The organism is Sphingobacterium sp. UBA1897, from assembly GCF_002337775.1.
In the GTDB taxonomy this organism is placed as follows: domain Bacteria; phylum Bacteroidota; class Bacteroidia; order Sphingobacteriales; family Sphingobacteriaceae; genus Sphingobacterium; species Sphingobacterium siyangense.
Map to the genome: position 1 here is coordinate 150698 of NZ_DDGR01000040.1, position 18875 is coordinate 169572.

18 protein-coding genes are annotated in these 18875 nt (G+C 40.3%); 12 read left to right on the forward strand and 6 right to left on the reverse strand.

The features are described from left to right. Window positions 1–76 precede the first annotated feature (76 nt). Complete coding sequence (locus B4N43_RS24860) at window positions 77–1915, forward strand: UbiD family decarboxylase (protein WP_286736846.1); 1839 nt, start codon at window positions 77–79, stop codon at window positions 1913–1915. A gap of 78 nt (window positions 1916–1993) precedes the next feature. Further along, window positions 1994–2329 (forward strand): HopJ type III effector protein, encoded by a 336-nt coding sequence (locus B4N43_RS24865; protein ID WP_075994097.1) that lies wholly within the window; start codon window positions 1994–1996, stop codon window positions 2327–2329. A 166-nt stretch (window positions 2330–2495) separates the two neighbouring features. On the opposite strand, the gene B4N43_RS24870 is transcribed toward B4N43_RS24865, so the two are convergent. Together B4N43_RS24870 and B4N43_RS24875 are read right to left on the reverse strand one after the other, a co-directional pair. Continuing rightward, the gene (locus tag B4N43_RS24870; RefSeq protein ID WP_145328328.1) at window positions 2496–2957 is read right to left on the reverse strand and encodes a VOC family protein; all 462 of its coding nucleotides are present in this window, start codon (window positions 2955–2957) and stop codon (window positions 2496–2498) included. A gap of 177 nt (window positions 2958–3134) precedes the next feature. Beyond that, window positions 3135–3710: a Crp/Fnr family transcriptional regulator gene (locus tag B4N43_RS24875; RefSeq protein WP_088162879.1), complete on the reverse strand. Its 576-nt coding sequence runs from the start codon at window positions 3708–3710 to the stop codon at window positions 3135–3137. 235 nt (window positions 3711–3945) lie between these two features. On the opposite strand from B4N43_RS24875, the gene asnB reads away from it, so the two are divergent. From asnB to B4N43_RS24890, 3 genes are all read left to right on the forward strand, one after another. Further along, a complete protein-coding gene (gene asnB, locus B4N43_RS24880) occupies window positions 3946–5634 on the forward strand; it encodes an asparagine synthase B (RefSeq protein ID WP_286736848.1) in 1689 nt (562 codons plus the stop codon). A 283-nt stretch (window positions 5635–5917) separates the two neighbouring features. After that, window positions 5918–7486, forward strand: coding sequence for a M20/M25/M40 family metallo-hydrolase (locus tag B4N43_RS24885; protein ID WP_286736850.1), 1569 nt, complete (start codon window positions 5918–5920; stop codon window positions 7484–7486). Beyond that, entirely contained in the window at window positions 7486–8457 is a 972-nt protein-coding gene (locus B4N43_RS24890) for a polysaccharide deacetylase family protein (protein WP_286736853.1), read from the forward strand. The genes B4N43_RS24885 and B4N43_RS24890 overlap by 1 nt, the downstream gene beginning before the upstream one ends. Here the strand turns inward: B4N43_RS24890 and B4N43_RS24895 are convergent. The 3 genes from B4N43_RS24895 to B4N43_RS24905 all read right to left on the reverse strand — a co-directional run bounded on the left by B4N43_RS24895 (window position 8454) and on the right by B4N43_RS24905 (window position 12336). After that, window positions 8454–9137 carry a CDP-alcohol phosphatidyltransferase family protein gene (locus tag B4N43_RS24895; protein ID WP_286736854.1) on the reverse strand — a complete coding sequence of 228 codons (684 nt, stop codon included), beginning with the start codon at window positions 9135–9137 and terminating at the stop codon, window positions 8454–8456. The two genes, B4N43_RS24890 and B4N43_RS24895, sit on opposite strands and share 4 nt — an antisense overlap. A gap of 41 nt (window positions 9138–9178) precedes the next feature. After that, window positions 9179–11362, reverse strand: a complete 2184-nt coding sequence (locus B4N43_RS24900; protein ID WP_286736856.1) for a S9 family peptidase — start codon at window positions 11360–11362, stop codon at window positions 9179–9181. A gap of 245 nt (window positions 11363–11607) precedes the next feature. Next, window positions 11608–12336: a 3-keto-disaccharide hydrolase gene (locus B4N43_RS24905; protein WP_088163757.1), complete on the reverse strand. Its 729-nt coding sequence runs from the start codon at window positions 12334–12336 to the stop codon at window positions 11608–11610. 72 nt (window positions 12337–12408) lie between these two features. Here B4N43_RS24905 and B4N43_RS24910 point away from each other — a divergent pair, with 72 nt between their 5' ends. The 3 genes from B4N43_RS24910 to B4N43_RS24920 all read left to right on the forward strand — a co-directional run bounded on the left by B4N43_RS24910 (window position 12409) and on the right by B4N43_RS24920 (window position 14393). Further along, on the forward strand, window positions 12409–12777 hold the full coding sequence (locus B4N43_RS24910; RefSeq protein ID WP_145328323.1) for a dihydroneopterin aldolase: 369 nt from the start codon (window positions 12409–12411) through the stop codon (window positions 12775–12777). A gap of 78 nt (window positions 12778–12855) precedes the next feature. Further along, window positions 12856–13566 carry an AAA family ATPase gene (locus B4N43_RS24915; RefSeq protein WP_088162872.1) on the forward strand — a complete coding sequence of 237 codons (711 nt, stop codon included), beginning with the start codon at window positions 12856–12858 and terminating at the stop codon, window positions 13564–13566. Between the two features lie 383 nt (window positions 13567–13949). Further along, window positions 13950–14393: an Hsp20/alpha crystallin family protein gene (locus B4N43_RS24920; RefSeq protein WP_088162871.1), complete on the forward strand. Its 444-nt coding sequence runs from the start codon at window positions 13950–13952 to the stop codon at window positions 14391–14393. Window positions 14394–14551: 158 nt separating this feature from the next. On the opposite strand, the gene B4N43_RS24925 is transcribed toward B4N43_RS24920, so the two are convergent. After that, window positions 14552–14989 (reverse strand): acyl-CoA thioesterase, encoded by a 438-nt coding sequence (locus B4N43_RS24925; protein WP_145328322.1) that lies wholly within the window; start codon window positions 14987–14989, stop codon window positions 14552–14554. A 117-nt stretch (window positions 14990–15106) separates the two neighbouring features. On the opposite strand from B4N43_RS24925, the gene B4N43_RS24930 reads away from it, so the two are divergent. The 4 genes from B4N43_RS24930 (at window position 15107) to B4N43_RS24945 (ending at window position 18851) form a co-directional block, all read left to right on the forward strand. Then, complete coding sequence (locus B4N43_RS24930) at window positions 15107–15610, forward strand: RNA polymerase sigma factor (protein ID WP_075994087.1); 504 nt, start codon at window positions 15107–15109, stop codon at window positions 15608–15610. Continuing rightward, complete coding sequence (locus B4N43_RS24935) at window positions 15600–16241, forward strand: hypothetical protein (protein WP_088162869.1); 642 nt, start codon at window positions 15600–15602, stop codon at window positions 16239–16241. The genes B4N43_RS24930 and B4N43_RS24935 overlap by 11 nt, the downstream gene beginning before the upstream one ends. 94 nt (window positions 16242–16335) lie before the next feature. Continuing rightward, window positions 16336–17988 carry an ABC1 kinase family protein gene (locus B4N43_RS24940; protein WP_286736860.1) on the forward strand — a complete coding sequence of 551 codons (1653 nt, stop codon included), beginning with the start codon at window positions 16336–16338 and terminating at the stop codon, window positions 17986–17988. A 77-nt stretch (window positions 17989–18065) separates the two neighbouring features. Further along, window positions 18066–18851 (forward strand): SDR family oxidoreductase, encoded by a 786-nt coding sequence (locus B4N43_RS24945; RefSeq protein ID WP_120333284.1) that lies wholly within the window; start codon window positions 18066–18068, stop codon window positions 18849–18851. The last annotated feature ends 24 nt before the right edge of the window (window positions 18852–18875 follow it).

An 18875-nucleotide genomic window follows, 5' to 3' on the forward strand; every position in this document is an offset into this window, starting at 1 on the left:
GGTTTTTTCTTTATATCCTGTTTAATAAATTATTCTGTTAAATTTGTGGATTAACGTGTTGAAGCAGATTTAATATATGGGATACAATAGTTTAGAAGCATGTGTTGCGGATCTTGAAAAACATGGCCATTTAATTCGGATCAAAGAGGAGGTCGATCCGTATCTGGAAATGGCTGCAATTCATATGCGGGTATTTGATGTTGAAGGACCGGCATTGTATTTTGAAAATATCAAAGGTTCGGAGTTTCCAGCTGTATCTAATTTATTTGGAACGCTGGATCGTTCGAAGTTTATGTTTCGGGATTCGTTGGATCACCTGAAGAAATTGGTGGATGTTAAGATGAATCCTGCCGCAGTGCTAAAAAATCCTTTTCAATATATTGGTTCATCGATGACGGCTCTTGGAGCTTTACCCTGGAAAAAAAAGTCGGGGGCTCCCATACTTCACGGAAAAACATCAATTAGTAAACTTCCGCAGATTGTCAACTGGCCAATGGACGGTGGCGCTTTTGTGACGATGCCGCAGGTATATACCGAAGATATTGCCAAACCTGGTATTATGCAGGCTAATTTGGGGATGTATCGCATTCAGCTTTCCGGGAATGATTATCTGCCCGATCAGGAGATTGGTTTACATTATCAATTGCATCGTGGTATTGGGATTCATCAAACTAAGGCAAATGCGCTCGGTAAACCTTTAAAGGTGAGTATTTTTGTCGGCGGACCTCCAGCCCATCCCTTGTCTGCAGTAATGCCGCTACCAGAAGGACTCTCCGAGATGATCTTTGCCGGGGCATTGGGAAATAGAAGATTTCGCTATTTTTATGATGATGAAGGCTTTTGCATCTCTGCGGATGCAGACTTTGTTATTACAGGTACCGTTTATCCCAACGAAAATAAACCAGAAGGTCCTTTTGGTGACCATATCGGCTATTATAGCTTAACTCATCCGTTTCCGCTGATGAAGGTACATAATGTGTACCACAAGAAAAATCCAATTTGGTCTTTTACAGTTGTGGGCCGACCACCGCAGGAAGATACTAGTTTTGGTGCTTTAATCCACGAAATTACGGGTGCGGCTATTCCAAAGGAGATTTCAGGTCTCCATGCAGTTAATGCTGTTGATGCAGCTGGTGTACATCCCTTGCTTTTTGCAATAGGGTCTGAACGCTATACGCCTTATCAGCGTGTCGATCGACCGCAGGAAATTTTAACAATAGCCAATCAGATACTGGGTAAAAACCAGCTCAGCCTTGCTAAATATTTGTTTATTTCAGCACATGAAGATAATCCGCAATTGGATATTTATGATATTCCGGCTTTTTTGGGGCATATCCTTGAACGCATAGACCTTTCTCGAGATGTTCATTTTCAGACCAATACGACTATTGATACCCTAGATTATTCTGGAGATGGATTAAATGCTGGTTCAAAGGTGGTTTTTGCTGCCGCCGGTACAAAGAAAAGAACATTGGGCCGTGAATTGCCAGCCAATTTTGAGCTGCCACGACCTTTTAATCAGGCAAAATTTGTCATACCAGGTGTGATTGCGATAGATGGACAGGCATTCTCCACATACGAGCATGAATCGAAAATTATGGCGGAATGGTGTCGCGCTGCCGCAGCAAGTTCCTGGGAAGGTTTTCCGTTGATTGTTTTATGTGATGATGCTAACTTTACCGCTGCTACTGTCAATAACTTTGTTTGGACAACGTTTACCCGGAGTAACCCTGCGTATGATATTTATGGAATAAATAGTTTTACAGCATTTAAACATTGGGGTTGTGAAGGTCCCCTGATTATTGATGCGCGAACAAAACCCCATCATGCTCCTGCTTTGATTAAAGATGAGGCGGTAGAAAGACGTGTGGATCAGCTTGCTGCAAAGGGAGGCTCGCTGCATGGAGTTATTTAAGAGCGCTTAATGCCTGTTCATACAGGTTTATGGTTGAGAGATTAAATTAGAATAGATTTTAAAAGGTATAACATCAAGATGAATACAGCAGAATTATTGATTAAATCAAAAGGAAGCGAATTACAGTTTCAGGAAGTATTGGCTCATATTGCCGATCATTACAGCTATAGTCCCAGTGCATTTCAGAATGGGACGTTGAAAAATTCGAAAGAAGAAAATCAAGGCAGCGCAAAAGTTTTCTATTTTGCACAGTTGAATGGTCTTTCGCAGGAGGATACCTTGCGCCTTTTTGCCGAGCATTATCAGAATGTACTCGATAATCCTGAGGGAGAGGGACATCAGAACATTCGTCAATTTAGGACAAATGGCTGGGATGGGATCCTGTTTGAGCAAGAGGTATTGGTAAAGAAATAATACGTTCAGCTTTAAGGGGAGCTTACGGTGGAATAGGGATGCACTTGCTGTAGCGACAGGTTCAATTGAGATCGCGTAAATAGGCAGAAGTCATCGAAAATAGAAAGGGCGGTAAACTGTTGTTACCGCCTTTTTTGCCAAATATATTATGGACTGTTTCGCTGGCTTAAGGCTTACTTTCGCAATCTTGTTCTTTATTTCCGCCAAAATAAACCATCCAGCAAATGCCAAATTGATCTTGAAAAGCGCTGTATAGTTCGGCAAAGAATGTTTCGCCGAGCGGCATTTCAACCACCTTTGCATTGGTGCTTAATGCATCATACAATGTTTTTGCCTCTGTGGTGCTTTCACACATCAGCATGACATAGCTGTTGTTTCCTTGAATGTATTGTTGACCAAAAGCAGGAATGACATCAGCACCCATCAGCATGCTGTCTCCATTGATCGAAATTGCTGTATGACAGATTTTGTTTTTTGCTTCGTCTGGAACAGGTGGCATTTGTGGATCAGCGGGGATATCTCCGTAACGCATGTAGCCTGGGTTCTTTGTGTTGAAGACTTTTTCATAAAAATCGAATGCTTCTTCACAGTTTCCGTTGAAATTTAGATAAGCGTGTAATTTTGCCATGATTTCTAATTTTTGAATATAATGATTACTTCTTTTCGTTCTTTTTCTCAATTATTCTTCCCAGGGGACTACAATAAATAGCTTGGGAGTACATTCGTAAAATTAAACTGAAGTTTTCTTAAAAATCTTGCCTTAAGGCAAGATTTAAAAAAGTAGTTCTTTATTCATTAAAAAGGACTAATTTCCATGGACAATTTCCTTTCGAATACGGCTTAGGGAAGTGTCGGTGATACCTAGATAAGATGCGATATGCTTTAAGGGGGCTTGCTGTATCAATATTGGTTTTTCCTTAATCAGGCGTAGATAGCGGGCAGTAGCAGGTTCTGTAATCATGGCAATAGCTCTATTTTTGCTGTGAACAAGTTCTTTAGCCATCCAGGAACGGCCCCATTCCCTAAATTCAGGAATCTGATGAAAGAGTTCCTGAAAATCTTCAAATTTTATTTTCCAGAGACGGGTTTCCATGAGTGCCTGAATATTTTCCACTGTTGGATTGCGTTGAAAAAAAGAAGCCACTTCAATGACAACATCATTGTCACTACAGAAGCCGATGGTAACTTCATTGCCTTCATAATCATGTAAAAAGGAGCGTGTAAGTCCGTACTCAATCAAGTAGTAAGCATTTGAAACCTGCCCTTTGGTCAATATAAAATCGCCCTTTTTGACGGTTATGGCTTCGTGTTTCTCCGTGATGGCCGTTAATTCCTGTGGTGTGAGCGCAAGCTCACGATAGAAGGTTCTAATTAGATCCATGTCCTGGTTATTTGATTATGACGTCAATTTAACGATAAATCCGCAGATCAATTGTTAATCTATTGTGTGATTATTGTAAACAAATAAGTGTTTCGTTGATAATTTTGTTTGTTTATGAAACTATTTTTAATAAAAACACAATAAAAATTAAAAAACATTATGAATTTAGTTTTTAATTGTTTTACTTTGTGTCAATAACATAATGTAAAAACGAAATATTTAAAATTTTCATAATATGTGTGGAATTATTGGCGCTTTTGAATTAAAGCAACCTGCAAGCTCATTGAGATCTCAAGTATTAGAAATGTCAAAACGTATTCGTCACCGTGGTCCCGATTGGTCGGGTATATTCACTGGTGAGAAAGCTTTGTTGGCACACGAGAGATTAGCTATCGTTGATCCCAAATCGGGAAGTCAACCTTTGTACAGTCCGGATGGTAAAGTTGTACTAGCAGTTAATGGCGAGATCTATAACCACCATGAATTAAGAAATAGCCTTCCTGATTATGAGTTTTCTACACAAAGTGACTCTGAAGTTGTTTTGGCTTTATATTTAGCAAAAGGTCCCTCATTTGTGGATGAATTAAATGGTATTTTTGGATTTGCTCTATATGATTCGCGTGATGATTCCTTTTTTGTTGCACGTGATCATATGGGTATTATCCCTTTATATTACGGTGAAGATGAACAGGGACAGTTGTTTGTTGCATCTGAATTAAAATCACTGGAAGGTTTCTGTACGACGATTGAACAATTTCCTCCGGGACATTACTTGTATAGCAAAGCTGGGAAAACTCCGCAGCGCTGGTACCAACGTGATTGGGAAAGTTACGATGTCGTAAAAGACAACGAGACCGATATCGCCGTTTTACGCAAAGCTTTGGAAGATGCGGTACATCGTCAATTGATGTCAGATGTACCTTACGGTGTACTGCTGTCCGGTGGACTGGATTCATCCGTTATTGCCGCGGTAACGAAGAAATTTGCATCTAAACGCATCGAGAGTGACGATAAAGAAGATGCTTGGTATCCTCAATTGCATTCATTTGCGGTGGGACTGAAGGGTGCACCGGATCTAATTGCAGCGCAAAAAGCTGCAGATCATATCGGAACGATACACCACGAGATCAACTTTACAATCCAAGAAGGATTAGATGCTATTCGTGATGTGATCTATCACCTGGAAACTTATGACGTCACAACGGTACGTGCTTCTACACCAATGTATTTATTAGCTCGTGTAATCAAATCAATGGGCATCAAAATGGTATTGTCGGGTGAAGGTTCAGACGAGCTTTTTGGTGGGTATCTTTATTTTCATAAAGCACCTAATGCACAGGAATTTCATGAAGAAACTGTACGCAAGCTGAAAAAGCTCTATCTGTACGATTGTCTGCGGGCAAATAAATCACTTGCGGCCTGGGGAGTAGAAGGACGTGTACCTTTCTTGGATAAAGAATTTATGGATATTGCTATGCGCATCAATCCTTCCGATAAAATGATTCGCGAAGGAAGAATGGAGAAATGGGTTGTACGTAAGGCATTTGAAGACTACTTGCCGGAGAGCATCGCATGGCGCCAGAAAGAGCAATTTTCTGATGGTGTAGGCTATAGCTGGATCGATACCTTGAAAGAGCAGGCTGAAAATAAAGTTTCTGATCAGGAATTTGCAGAGGCTTCAACGCGCTTCCCGATAAACACACCGAAAAATAAGGAAGAGTTTTTATATCGGACAATTTTCGAGTCCCATTTTCCTTCAACAGCGGCGGCACAAACTGTTCCTTCGGTAAAATCTGTCGCATGCAGTACACCAGAGGCCTTGGCTTGGGATGCTTCTTTCCAGCATCTGAATGATCCATCTGGAAGAGCTGTAGCCTCAGTCCACCAAGAGAGCTACGAGAAATCCAAAGTGGAAGCAGTGTAACTAATCAACCCTCATATCTATATTTAGTAAAGCCTGGAAAGATTCTTTTCAGGCTTTTTTATGTTCTCTTTTTAATTAAATAAGGGCATATTATTTAATTGATTAAAAATGAATGTGTTTTTTTAAATATTCTTTAGTAATTTTCGGAAAAACCAATCACAGGAAACGTTGAGTTTCTGAATTAGCTATAGGTGAACAAAATAGGAACGTGAATGTACAATTCAATATATTCCAGATGATCGTGTTCGCTGGTTAACAATTAATTATAAATAATGATATAAAGATGAAGATAGATTCAATGAAATACCATGGAATGAAATCTTTGGGGCTGGCACTTCTATTATTGAGCGCTCCAACTGTTTTTGCGCAAAATAAAGACGCGATGGTTTCGTCAATTGTGCAGGAGGCAAATGCAAATTCACAATTGGAGAAGTATGCGTTTGAGCTTGTCGATATGATTGGCCCCCGTCTTGTCGGGAGTCCACAAATGCAACAGGCGCACGATTGGGTTGTCAAAAATTATAATGCGCTTGGAGCACAGGCTCGTAATGAGCCTTATGGTGAATGGCGTTCCTGGGAACGGGGAACTTCTCAAGTGACGATGACTTATCCGAGAATAAAGTCTTTAGAAGGTACACAGTTGGCTTTTAGTCCTATGACGAAGGAGAAAGGGATCGAGGCAGAAGTGGTCGCTATGCCTTTGTTTAGCTCCCAATCTGATTTTCAGTCCTGGCTTAAAACAGTTAAAGGCAAGATTGTATTGATTGGGATGAATCCACTGTCGGGGAGATCTGATGCCAACTGGAAGGAGTCTGCTTCCCCGAAAGGTTATGAAAAATATCAAACCTTAAAGAATGATCAGTTGAAAAAATGGGAAGGCAGCATGTCCTACACGGGAAGCACCCGTCGGACATTGCCATTGGCCCTGGAGAATGCGGGAGCCGTTGGTGTTATTGATTCCTACTGGACGGAGCTGCCAGGCATCACACGGATTTTTGATGCGAAGTCTAAACAGATTCCGGTATTTAATGTCGGATTGGAAGATTATGGTCTGTTATACCGCATGGCAGAACATGGGGTCAAACCTCGGGTATCACTACAGGGAAATTCAAAGGAGCTTGGGATATCAAAAACCTATAATAGTATTGCGGAGATCAAAGGAAAAGAAAAACCGGACGAATATGTTGTGCTTTCTGCACATCTGGATTCTTGGGACGGCGCTTCGGGTGCGACAGACAATGCTACCGGGGTGATTACAATGATGGAGGCAGTCCGTATTTTAAGAAAGGTTTATCCGGAAAATAAAAGAACGATTTTGGTCGGTAACTGGGGAAGTGAGGAACAGGGGCTGAACGGTTCTTCCGCATTTGTCGAGGACCATCCCGAGATCGCTAAAAATATACAGGTGGTATGGAATCAGGATAACGGGACGGGGCGAATTGTCCGTATCGGGGGGAGTGGTTTTGAAAAGTCCTACGAATACATTAGCCGCTGGGTGCAATATTTGCCTGAAGAGTTCCGTAATGAAATCCAAACCAGTTTTCCGGGCATGCCGGGGACGGGAGGGAGTGATCACTCTTCTTTCGTCCAAAAAGGAATTCCAGCCTTTGGGCTCTCTTCCACTTCCTGGGATTATGGTAAAGTGACCTGGCATACCAATCGCGATACCTACGATAAGATTGTGTTTGATGAGGTGAAACAAAACGCCATTATCGTTGCGATTTTAACTTACCTAGCCTGTGAAGAACCAACTTTGGTCTCCCGGGAAAAGATCATATTGCCAATCGATAAAGATGGCAAGCAGACGGTATGGCCAACAAATCTACAGTCAAAAAGAACAAGTGGTAATTGATGATGAAACAGCTCATTTTTGTTTGTCTATTTTTGGTATGCGTCCTATTCTCTTATGGACAGGCTTCATATGCTAATTTGGAAAACTACAGAACAGAGTGGTTAATCCTTCGTGAAAATAATAATTCCTTGGTGGGGATCCGTAGTTTCACGAAAAATGCTGTAAAATATTATTTAACGGTAGATCCTACTACATTGCAAACGCGTGTAGTAGGAGATCGATCAGTAAGCGTTCTGTACAAAGATGCGGCTCAGGTTACGAAAAGTCTAAGTGGTTCGGTATATGAAAGTTGTTTTTCCTTGGTCAGAAAAACTGAAAATAACTTACAGGATGCGGGACTGAATTTTAGACTTCCCAAAGAGGCGGGTATTAATTTGACGATCGATCTATGTCCTTCACACAAACCTTTGGACAAAGCTATTTTTGAGGATCTTCTCGTTGCGTTTAAGGGAATTGATAGCACCCTGCCACTGGCCGTTTCTGTTTCGGGCAAATGGATGCTAAATCATGCTGCAGATCTGGAATGGCTAAAGTCATTGGATACAAAAGGTGTAAAGATTACCTGGATCAATCATACGTACGACCATGTTTTTAATAATAACCCTTTAACGTCCAATTTTCTGCTGTCTAAAAATACGAATCTAAATTATGAGGTATTGGAGAATGAAAAATTGATGCTAAAAAATGGGCTTATGCCTTCCGTTTTTTTTCGTTGTCCGGGCCTAGTTTCAGATCGAAATATTATTGAACGGCTGTTGTCTTATGGTCTTATTGCAGTTGGCTCGGATGCATGGTTGGCTAAAGGGCAGCAAGCCAAGAATGGAAGTATTGTTTTGATTCATGGTAATGGGAATGAAGAATTCGGTGTGCAGGATTTTATCCAATTGCTTCGGACAGAATCTCAGTCAATAAAAACAAAACATTGGACATTATATAGTTTATCTGAAGGTTTGGATGAGGAGCCGCATTAACTATTGAACAACTTGTTTTTAAGGATCGCCTTTCCTTTGCGTAGCTGGATAGCGTGATAGATACTTGGGATGTCGTTAGACCAGTTTTTGAGCGTGAGGATAATAGCAATAATTTCCAAACGTGTAAGAAGGCCTAACCAGACCGTTAACTGAAATAAGATTGTTGATTGGCAATGTAGCAGTAATTCGACTAAAAGGGCGAATAAAAACAGCGTCCAGATCTTCGCTCCAATGGAGTGTGTTGCAATTTCCTTTTTAAATTTTGCAAAGCTAATGATGTAGGTTAATATCTCTGATCCTACCAAGATCAAAATCAATGTAGCATTATCCTTAAAAAATTGTGGACAACTCAGGTAAGTTACCAGTGAAATACAGGCAAAAAACAGGAGATCGACACTGGAGTCCCATCTGCGTAACAGCGTGGTAGAAACAGCTAGCTTACGGGCAATAATGCCGTCAAATATGTCGCTTAATAATCCGATTACAAGAAATGAAATTGCATACCATTTAAAATGATCCACTTTGAGCCAGTAAAAGAGCAACAGCAGCAGGCCTAAGACAAGGCGCAGTATAATGAGTGTAAAAGGAATGTTCTTTTTCAAAGCCTGCGGATAATCGGTTAAAGCGTTGTCATTAAAGATACGTATTGTACATGATAAAACAAAAAAGGCATCTTTCATATTGAAAGGTGCCTTTTTTGTTTTTCTAGCTTGCCTGAGTTTTACGATGGATTTTTGAGGTGTTGATTAAAGTAGTCTGCAATTTTTTCGTACATATGAATACGGTCTTTCCCCATCACATTGTGTTCATGAGTCGGGTATAGAAAATAATCTACTTGCTTTCCGGCTTTAATACAGGCTTCTAAAAACTCCATGCTGTTTTGCTGTACAACGACAGGGTCTTGTGCGCCATGAATAATCAATAGTCTTCCTTTCAGTTGATCGGCTTTAGTGAGCAGAGATGTCAATTTATAACCTTCGGGATTTTCTTGTGGAGTGTCCATGTAGCGTTCGCCATACATAACCTCATAAAATTTCCAGTCGATTACAGGGCCTCCGGCTACAGCAGCCTTGAAAATATCGTTATGATGTAGCATGAAGGAAGTCGTCATAAAACCACCGAAGCTCCACCCGAAAATACCCATGCGTTGTTGGTCAACAAAAGATTTTGATTTAAGGAACTCAATTCCTTTCATCTGGTCGGCCATTTCGTTTTGACCGAGGTTGCGGTGCGTGGCCGTATAGAAATCCCGGCCTCTGTAATTTGTGCCGCGATTGTCCATGGTGAACACGATATATCCTTGTTGGGCCATATACATATCAAAATAACCGGCCCCTCCTAGCCATTTGTTAGAAACAAGCTGCGAATGTGATCCGCCGTATAAATAGTACATGACGGGGTATTTTTTTGCAGGATCAAAATCGTTGGGATAAATGATACGTCCTGTCAATGGGTATTTTCCATCTGCGGATGTCAACTGTACAAATTCGATTTTAGGATCATTTATTTTTCCGGCAAAAGGGTTCTCTGCATTGACTAAGGTTGTTTCTTTAGCAGATTTAACGTCTTTGATCTGAATTTTATTTGGTGTTTTTAAATTACTATACTGATCGTAGATGTACTTGCCATCGCTGCTTAGCGCAGCATGGTGCATGCCCGATTCATTCGTTAGTTGAACCGTTTTCCCTGATTTTAGGTCGACTTCAAATAATTGGCGATCTAAACCGTTGTTGGTGACTCCCGTGTAACTTACTTTGTTGCCATCAGCCGAAAAGTCAAGGAATGCTTCCATGACAATATCTTTATAGCCTAATTTTTTGATCAAATTACCTTCCGTGTTATAGAGGTAAAGTTGATTATAGCCATCTTTATCGGATTGATAAAGGAATTGATCCGGTTTGTTTGGTAAAAATGTCAATGGGTTTTCTGGCTCAACCCAGGTTGTCGCAGTTTCTTCGAACAGGGTTTTGACCAAGGAGCCGTTTTCTGCATTGTATTTGTTGACTTTAAGATCATTTTGCCCACGGTTAAGTACTCCGACGTAGATGTATTTACCAGAAGGATCCCATGTAACCATGGTTAAATATTGCTCTGAATGCTCGCCGGTTTGAAGGGTTACCTTTTGCTCTGTGGTGGTATTGTAAACGATCAAAGAAACTTCTTCTGATTTTTGGCCTGTCATGGGGTATTTGATCCATTTGATATCCGCAATTTTGGGACTCCATTGCGGTAATGGATAATTGGCAACCATCGTTTCGTCTTTGTGGTAGTACAGCAGTTTGTCATTTTGATTGTTCCACCACATTCCTTTCTTGATGCCAAATTCTTGACGGTGGGTATAATCGCTTCCATTGACAATCCCTTTGTCTGTATCGTTGGTTACAGCGGTAATTTTACCGTTTTTGTCAACAATTGCGATGTTGTTGTCTACTAAATAGGCGATTTTTGAAAAATCCGAAGTGACTTCGCGATTAACTCCCTTGTTGTCATTACCGATAAAACTTTCAATATTTTTTGATTTAATGTTGTAAGCTACCGTATAGGTTTTATCTTTTCCTTCAACTTGCAGTAATAGTGCATTTCCGTTGCGCCATTTGTAGTCGTAAGGAAATACGCGTAAACTAAATGTTTCGTTCGGGATAGCCGTTTTTAGTGCTTTTTCGAGATCTGTTTTAGATACGAGATTTGTTTCGCTCCAGTTGTTGGAAGCGCTTTTGGATAATAGGTTCTGGTACGATTTATCGAGATAGGAGAGGTTGTTTGATTTTGGGATCCACGATGCTCCGGCTATCGATGTTGGGGCATAAGTTCGGGGGCCAAATACTGTTTCTTCTAAATTGAGGTTACGTTGTGCATAGCTGCTGATGGAGCTTGCCAACAAGAAGAATAGCGCAATTCTTTTCATTAAACTGTAATATTGTGTGAATGTTTATACTCAACGGCATAAGTGAGCCCATTCCAGTGGTTATTTGCGTGTCATTAATCCACTCACATAAGGCTTCTAAGTCTATTGCGGTAAGAAATTAATGGCGCAAGGAGCTCATTACATTCCGTTTGTTTTTAAATTTTATAGGGCTAAATTAGGGAAATAGCCCTATAAAACCTAGTACAGAATTGTTGCTTTTCTAACTAAAATTGTTTGCTGCAAACCTATAGCTTACGTAACCAGATGTTTCTGAACTGGACCAAATCACCGTGATCCTGCAGTATAATCGGGCCTGGGCCATGGCTTATCTGCTTAGGTAGTCCTATATATTCTGTGGTACCGTCGATTTGGGTATTGTTTTGTACAACGACTCCATTATGTAAGACTGTTACTGTTCCTTTAGCGGTCAATATTCCATCTTTACTGAATTGAGGAGCCTTATAAATAATATCATATACATGCCATTTGTCCGGTGCAATTACTTGCGCCAATGGTGGACGTTGTTTATACAGACTACCCGCTCCACCATTGACATAGGTTGGGTTGTTATTGTTGTCCAATACCTGAATTTCATAATGGCCCTGTAGGAAAATTCCACTATTGCCGCGTCCTTGGCCTTCACCTTTGATTACTTCGGGGCTTTTCCATTCAACATGCAGTTGAAAATCGGTAAAATGTTCGTTAGTCTCAATGGCTCCAGCTCCCGGTTTTACTTCGAGCACGTTGTTGGCTACAGTCCAATTGGCTTTTCCTTTTTCACTTTTCCACTTACTGAGATCCTTCCCGTCAAAAAGGACAATTGCATCGCTTGGAATACCATGATCGATCGTTAATGTAGGAGGGACAGGACTATAATATTCCGTGTCACTGGCTTTCATATTGGTTTGGGCCTGCAGTGCTGTGGCACCAAATAAGAGCGTTGTTGCTAGTGCTGATGATAAAAAAAAGTTCATCTGTTGGGTTTTTGGTATGGCTAAATATACAAATAATTCCATCTGTATGGAACAATTTCCTTAGGTTTGTACATGGCAACCATTTTACAAACAGTATCGCTGAAAGAAGCCCGATTCTATGCACCAATAGGTTACTATGAAGAAGAACAGGTGCTTGGCAATGAGTTTTTTGTTTCTATTGATGTATGTTTTCCCTTTTTGAATACGGAGACAGAGAACTTAAAAAATACGCTCAATTACGAAGAACTCTATCAGATTACCGCTAGCGTTATGCAGCCTAAACGAAAATTGCTCGAATCTGCAGCTTCAGAAATACTAGATCAGATTAGGCTGCGGGTGGCCGATGCTGTGACGATCGAAGTGGTGATACGTAAATCGAACCCTCCCTTTGGTGGAGATCTTTCTTGCTCCCAAGTTGGCCTTAAATATTTCAAGGATTAAATTGAAACTGGATCAGCGATATGCTGGCTGAAAGATTTAGTTTTGCCAACTGTTATCTGATAGTCTTAAATTAACATTATGAATATTTACGATCTTGTAATTGCCGATAAGGAAAGGATAGCTTTAGAAGATGTCTTCTTGGAAGAGGAGAGCCGTCAGAAGCTCCATCAGCTGATTAAAGAGCATCGTTATATTAAAGAGCTTTCACAATATGGTCTGCCGGTTAGCAATAAGATTTTACTGCACGGTTATTCTGGTTGCGGAAAAACAACAACGGCGAAAGCCTTGGCCACAGCGCTCGAAAAACCAATTTATGTGTTGAATCTGAGCAACCTCATTTCTTCTCGTATTGGTGAAACCTCGCAGCACATTAAACAGGTCTTTGATAAAGCTGGGCGTGAAAAAGCAGTTCTGTTTTTAGATGAATTCGATCAGATAGGAAAGGCACGAATTAGTGAAGAAAAGGATGTGGGGGAAATGCGTCGTCTCGTGAATACCATTATACAGCTGATCGATTATTTTCCTGCTGAAGCGGTATTGATTGCAGCAACCAACCATCCCGAAATATTGGATACAGCCATTATCCGTCGGTTTCAGCTTCGTTTGGCTTTTGAGTTGCCGACAATGGTGCAGTTGGATGCTTATTATGATAAATTATTTACACCATTTTCGCATTATGCTGATGTCGTACCTCGACGCTATGGGATCTCCTATGCAGAGGCTAAGGACTATATTTACGATGCCGTCAAATTCTTATTGATTGCTACATTGGAACAAAATCAACCTTAATGATTTTTTTGAACGCTCCGCTTGAGATACTTAATAAAAAAGTAACGCCCTCTGATAAACTGTTTTTCTCTTCTACGTGAGTCTGTTAGTTGAACGCTCCGCTTCAGATGCTTAATAAAAAAATAACACCTTCTGATAAACTGTTTTGTCTCCTATACGTTAGTTTGTATATGGGGATAATTTAGGATAGGACGGGGTGTCGATGACAGATTGATCGCTAAGTCGCTAACAATAATTTGTGAATGAGTCAAAATGGCATTTATTTTCATTTTAAAATGACATTTTGTCTTTTAAAAGCTGCTGGTACGCAAATTGAATAATTTTCTTCAAATAGTTAGAACAAAAAAGCTTAACAATAAAACAAAAAATTAGGAGGACAAAAAATGGCATTAATTAAATTCCCTACAAAAAGTTTAAACACTGATGCAGTAAATCCATTTGTAAACACTGTATTTGACAATTTATTCAATGATAACTTCATCTCAGATCGTTTGGTATCCCGTGTGCCGGCAGTCAATATATCGGAATCCGAAAAATCATTTAAAGTTGAAATGGCAGCGCCCGGATTGGATAAATCTGATTTTAAGATCAATGTAGATAAAAATCTAATTACGATTTCAGCTGAGAAAAAAGAGGAAAGTGTTAGTGAAGAAAAATTATACAGCAAAAAAGAATTCAATTACTCTTCGTTCTCAAGATCATTTACATTGCCAGAGACCGTAGATTACAGCAATATCGATGCTGCCTATGAAGGTGGGATATTAATTTTGACTGTTGGCAAGAAAGAAGATGCAATCATTGCAAAACGTTTGATTGAAGTTAAATAATTCAGCAATACACAGGAAATAGTTCATTTTGGGAATGACCGAAAGATGAATAAAAGACAATAGTTTTTAGGTTTAGTTTATGTTTTAATCCCTCGGAGTTCCGTTTGTGTTCCGAGGGATTTTTCTTTTATAAGGATGATCTTGACATGATGAAAAGACTATTCCGTTTCCGTATAGTTTTCAGATCGGGGAATTTTGGCGAGATAAGGCTCCATCTCTTCTGGTAATTTGGTTAATTTCCGCTTTTGAAGGTCCAGCCAGGCTCCATCGACGTTAACGGTACAGCACAGAACTCCGTCATTACGAAAAACCTGATGTATAAATGAAAAACGACTATTTGTTTTGTTGTATTTCGTCAGTTCTACTTTTACCTGTACATATTCATCCAAATGTACTTCTTTAAAATAGATAAGTTCTTCCCTGAATAAAATCGGACCGATATGAAATTCGGCAAATTTATCCAGTGAAAAACCCATTTTGTTCAACATATTACTACGGGCCTGAGCGCATATGTCTGCGTAAGCAGAATGCCGCATATGTCTATTTGCGTCGATCTGCGCCCATATAATTTGACCTTGATAAAATATATTCTCCATAATCTTCAGCGATTAGTCTCTATTTTAATAACAATTTACATAATTTTAAATAAAGCTGTAACACTTTGTTTGTTTGCTATACTTATTACCTAAATATATTTAAAGAAAAATCGCTAGGTGAACCCATCGGAAATAGAATTTCTTCGACTGATTGACGAGAATAAAGGTATTCTCGTTAAGGTGAGCCGTATGTATATGGATGATCATGAGGGGCGGCAAGATCTGTATCAGGAAATCGTGTATCAGCTGTGGAAATCCTATGCGACATTTAAGCAACAGAGTAAATTTTCAACGTGGATGTACCGTGTTGCCCTCAATACCGCAATGGTATTCTTAAAAAAAGAAAAGAAGCATCAGATTTATGATGCGTTAGAGGAGCGACATGATTTTGCAGAAGAAGCTTACGATACCGATAAAGATGAGCAACTGAAAGTCTTTTACCAGGCCGTTCAAGAGCTCAATGCAATTGAAAAAGCCCTGATATTTTTGTTTTTGGAAGGTCAAAGTCATCGCGAGATTGCAGAGAATCTGGGTATATCGGAAGTCAACGCCCGCGTAAAATTAAACCGCACGAAGGAGCGAATTCAACAAATCATTAAAAAATACAAGTATGAATTTTGATGAGTTAAAGAAATCTTGGCAGGAACAGCCTACAGATGAGGATTTACAGAATCCAAATCTCAAATACTATAAGGAAGTTGGCAATATCATGGGCAAGTTGCGCAAGAATATCAAACGCGAGTTTATCTCCTGGGTCGTTTGTATGGGCTTTTTGTTTTTGGTGCCTATCTTGCCAATGTATAAGATTGAAGGTTATGCGGCATTTGCCTATTACTTTTTTATCGTACAGATATCATTATCAAGTCTTTTATATTACCGGAGGTTCTTTTATTTGGTAAAGAGCACGAAAAAGATCGAGTTGTTGGCTTCTAAAGAACACTTGCTCAAGTTGTATTACGATTTGAAGTATGCCGTAGAGACTTATCGTATTGCGGCCTATGTGATGATTCCACAAGCTTTGTTTCTATATCTTATTATGATAGCACAGAATAAGACAACGGTGTGGTTTGATCGGTTGTACCATTTCAAGGAAACTTTCCAAGAGGAACCGAACTTTATTGTATGGATGATTCTTTCGGCAATTGTGTCTATCGTCCTTGTTGTTGGCCTGACAGAAATTATGATTCGTTGCTACTACAGTAGGTATATCACGGAGATCAAGGAGAAATTGGATCAAATGGAAACGGAATAGAGCGACCATATGAAATATCTACTTTGTTTTACAGGTGTTCGTGTTTATAGCGCGAGGATATTTCGTATATTGTTATCGAAAATCATTGTCCATTATGTATAATCCGACAAAGAAGTTACAGCGCAGTTCCCAGATCTTAAGTATATTGGCCAAATATGGTTTTAAAGATGCAATCGCTCGATTGCCGTGGAAAGGACCCAGATCAGCCGTAGAACATCCTATTGATGTCGATGAGATCAGTGTTTATGCCCGTATTCGCATGGCGCTTGAGGAGCTCGGTCCGGCTTTTATCAAGCTTGGACAATCTGCTTCGACCCGGGAAGGATTGTTGCCCAAAGAGCTTGTAGAGGAACTGAAGCGTCTAGAGGACAATGTTCCGCCCTTTGAAGTGGATATTAAATCTTATCTGAAGGAAGAACTGGAGCTGGATATTGAGGAGCATTTCCAGGAGATTGCTGCGGAACCTTTTGCTGCGGCTTCTATTGCACAGGTATATCGCGCAACCTTAAAAGATGGAACCCATGTGGTTTTAAAAGTCCGACGTCCCGGTATCGATGAGGTTATGCGCTGTGATCTAGCACTCATGCGTGATATTGCCAAAATCCTGACCATGTACAATGATGTACTGGAAAACCTTAATCTTCTGCTAATTGTTGAATCTTTCGCTACGACCATGCAGGAAGAGATGTCCCTGGTGATTGAGCGACATAACATCGAACGCTTCACGAAGAACTTTAAAGGAAATAAACTGATCAAGGTGCCTCGTGTTTATCCTGAACTCTCCTCGGACCGTGTTCTTTGCATGGAATATCTTGATGGTTTCAAGGTAACTGATGCCGTTGAAATTAAACGTCGGGGAATGGATGTCCAAACGCTGGTCAAAAATGGGATCAATTTATACCTTGAGCAAGTGATTATTCATGGTTTCTTTCATGGCGACCCCCATCCCGGCAATATGATGGTGATGCCGGATGGACGGATTGCTTTTTTGGATTTTGGAAATATGGGTAAATTATTGGGGATAGACCGTAGGCAGCTTGAGGAGTTTATTCAATCGGCTATTTCCGAAGATGCTGTCCGTTTAGCCGATGTGATTGAAGACGTTGCGGTGGTGAGCCATATTCCGGACCGTAACCGGTTTGAAAGATCCCTATATGAGATTTTCGATATGATTGACAATGTGTCTCTCGGGGATCTTAGCTTAGATTTATTGTTCAATAAATTGTGGAACATCATTGGCGACAACCGCTTGTATTTTCCGGAATATATCTATCAGTTGATGCGGGGCATTTCGTTGATGGAAGGTATTGGACGCCAGTTATATCCCGATCTTAATATTATGGAGAGTATCAAGCCTTTTGCACGAAGGATTATGATGGAGCGACTCTCTCCAGAGGCGATATTCAAAAAAGGAAAACATAAAGTTGAATCTTTTGCCCGCGATGTCGAAAAACTCCCTGAAGATATGCGTGCTCTTGTACGTTTGTTTCGGACGGGAAATTTTACACTCAACCATCGTCTGATCAGTGCGCGATCTTTTAATGCCATTTTACGCAAGGGGGTCAATCGTATTGTCATCGGAATTATGTTTATGTCACTCAATTTACTGGGCGGAATGATTATCGTTGCAAGGGTAGAACCGCAGTGGTGGGGAATTCCCATTTTTGCCTGGATATGCCTTGGCTCCGCATGGGTATTTGCCATATATTTATTTGTCGCCATGATCCGGGCAAAGGACAACGATTAGTCGGATCTAGAACGTATTTTCAGCGAAGATGACTGGCTATGCATACATACACACTATAAAATAGAAAACAAAAAGATATGGAAATCAATCTAAATGGGAAAAAGGCGTTGATCGGAGCGAGTTCTGCTGGTATAGGTGCAGGTATTGCCCAGGTGCTTGCCTCTTGTGGCGTATCTGTAACTTTAGCTTCCCGACATGAGGAAAAGCTACAGCGTACCTGTGAAAGTCTTGATACTTCCAAAGGGCAGGTGCATCAGTATATCCTGGTGGATTACAATGATCACGAAGCGTACAAAAAGCAAATAACACATTATTTTGAGTCGAATAAGGTTGATATTTTGATCAATAATTCGAATGGCCCACAAGCAGGAACCATAGACCAAAAAAATCTGGCGGATTACCAACATGCTTTTGAACTCTTATTTCAAAATCACTGTTACACAACCTCATGTGCGCTGCCGTATATGTTGGCAAACCGATACGGACGTATTATTAATGTGTCTTCTTCAACAGTGAAAGAACCGGTGTCTAATTTAGTGTTGTCCAATACGATCCGTACAGCATTGATTAGCTGGAGTAAATCGTTGGCCGTGGATGTCGCTAAAGACGGTGTGACTGTCAACAGCATCTTAACAGGTCTGTTTGATACGGATCGTATCCAGTCGCTAACCAAGCTAGATGCACAACGTCTGGGAATTTCCTATGAGGAAGCGTTGCAAGTGCGGTTAAAACAGGTTCCTGCACAGCGCCTGGGTAAGCCTGAAGAATACGGTTATCTCGTCGCTTTCCTTTGCTCCGAATATGCAGGTTATCTGACTGGGACCAATATTCCACTGGATGGCGGTATGTTAAAAGGCTTATAAAAAAGTGGCTATCCTATATCAAAT

Bases quoted from the DNA above. Each gene is read 5' to 3' on its own strand.
- B4N43_RS24860 (WP_286736846.1), top strand. From the start codon at position 77: ATGGGATACAATAGTTTAGAAGCATGTGTTGCGGATCTTGAAAAACAT.
- B4N43_RS24865 (WP_075994097.1), top strand. From the start codon at position 1,994: ATGAATACAGCAGAATTATTGATTAAATCAAAAGGAAGCGAATTACAG.
- B4N43_RS24870 (WP_145328328.1), bottom strand. From the start codon at position 2,957: ATGGCAAAATTACACGCTTATCTAAATTTCAACGGAAACTGTGAAGAA.
- B4N43_RS24875 (WP_088162879.1), bottom strand. From the start codon at position 3,710: ATGGATCTAATTAGAACCTTCTATCGTGAGCTTGCGCTCACACCACAG.
- asnB (WP_286736848.1), top strand. From the start codon at position 3,946: ATGTGTGGAATTATTGGCGCTTTTGAATTAAAGCAACCTGCAAGCTCA.
- B4N43_RS24885 (WP_286736850.1), top strand. From the start codon at position 5,918: ATGAAGATAGATTCAATGAAATACCATGGAATGAAATCTTTGGGGCTG.
- B4N43_RS24890 (WP_286736853.1), top strand. From the start codon at position 7,486: ATGATGAAACAGCTCATTTTTGTTTGTCTATTTTTGGTATGCGTCCTA.
- B4N43_RS24895 (WP_286736854.1), bottom strand. From the start codon at position 9,137: ATGAAAGATGCCTTTTTTGTTTTATCATGTACAATACGTATCTTTAAT.
- B4N43_RS24900 (WP_286736856.1), bottom strand. From the start codon at position 11,362: ATGAAAAGAATTGCGCTATTCTTCTTGTTGGCAAGCTCCATCAGCAGC.
- B4N43_RS24905 (WP_088163757.1), bottom strand. From the start codon at position 12,336: ATGAACTTTTTTTTATCATCAGCACTAGCAACAACGCTCTTATTTGGT.
- B4N43_RS24910 (WP_145328323.1), top strand. From the start codon at position 12,409: ATGGCAACCATTTTACAAACAGTATCGCTGAAAGAAGCCCGATTCTAT.
- B4N43_RS24915 (WP_088162872.1), top strand. From the start codon at position 12,856: ATGAATATTTACGATCTTGTAATTGCCGATAAGGAAAGGATAGCTTTA.
- B4N43_RS24920 (WP_088162871.1), top strand. From the start codon at position 13,950: ATGGCATTAATTAAATTCCCTACAAAAAGTTTAAACACTGATGCAGTA.
- B4N43_RS24925 (WP_145328322.1), bottom strand. From the start codon at position 14,989: ATGGAGAATATATTTTATCAAGGTCAAATTATATGGGCGCAGATCGAC.
- B4N43_RS24935 (WP_088162869.1), top strand. From the start codon at position 15,600: ATGAATTTTGATGAGTTAAAGAAATCTTGGCAGGAACAGCCTACAGAT.
- B4N43_RS24940 (WP_286736860.1), top strand. From the start codon at position 16,336: ATGTATAATCCGACAAAGAAGTTACAGCGCAGTTCCCAGATCTTAAGT.
- B4N43_RS24945 (WP_120333284.1), top strand. From the start codon at position 18,066: ATGGAAATCAATCTAAATGGGAAAAAGGCGTTGATCGGAGCGAGTTCT.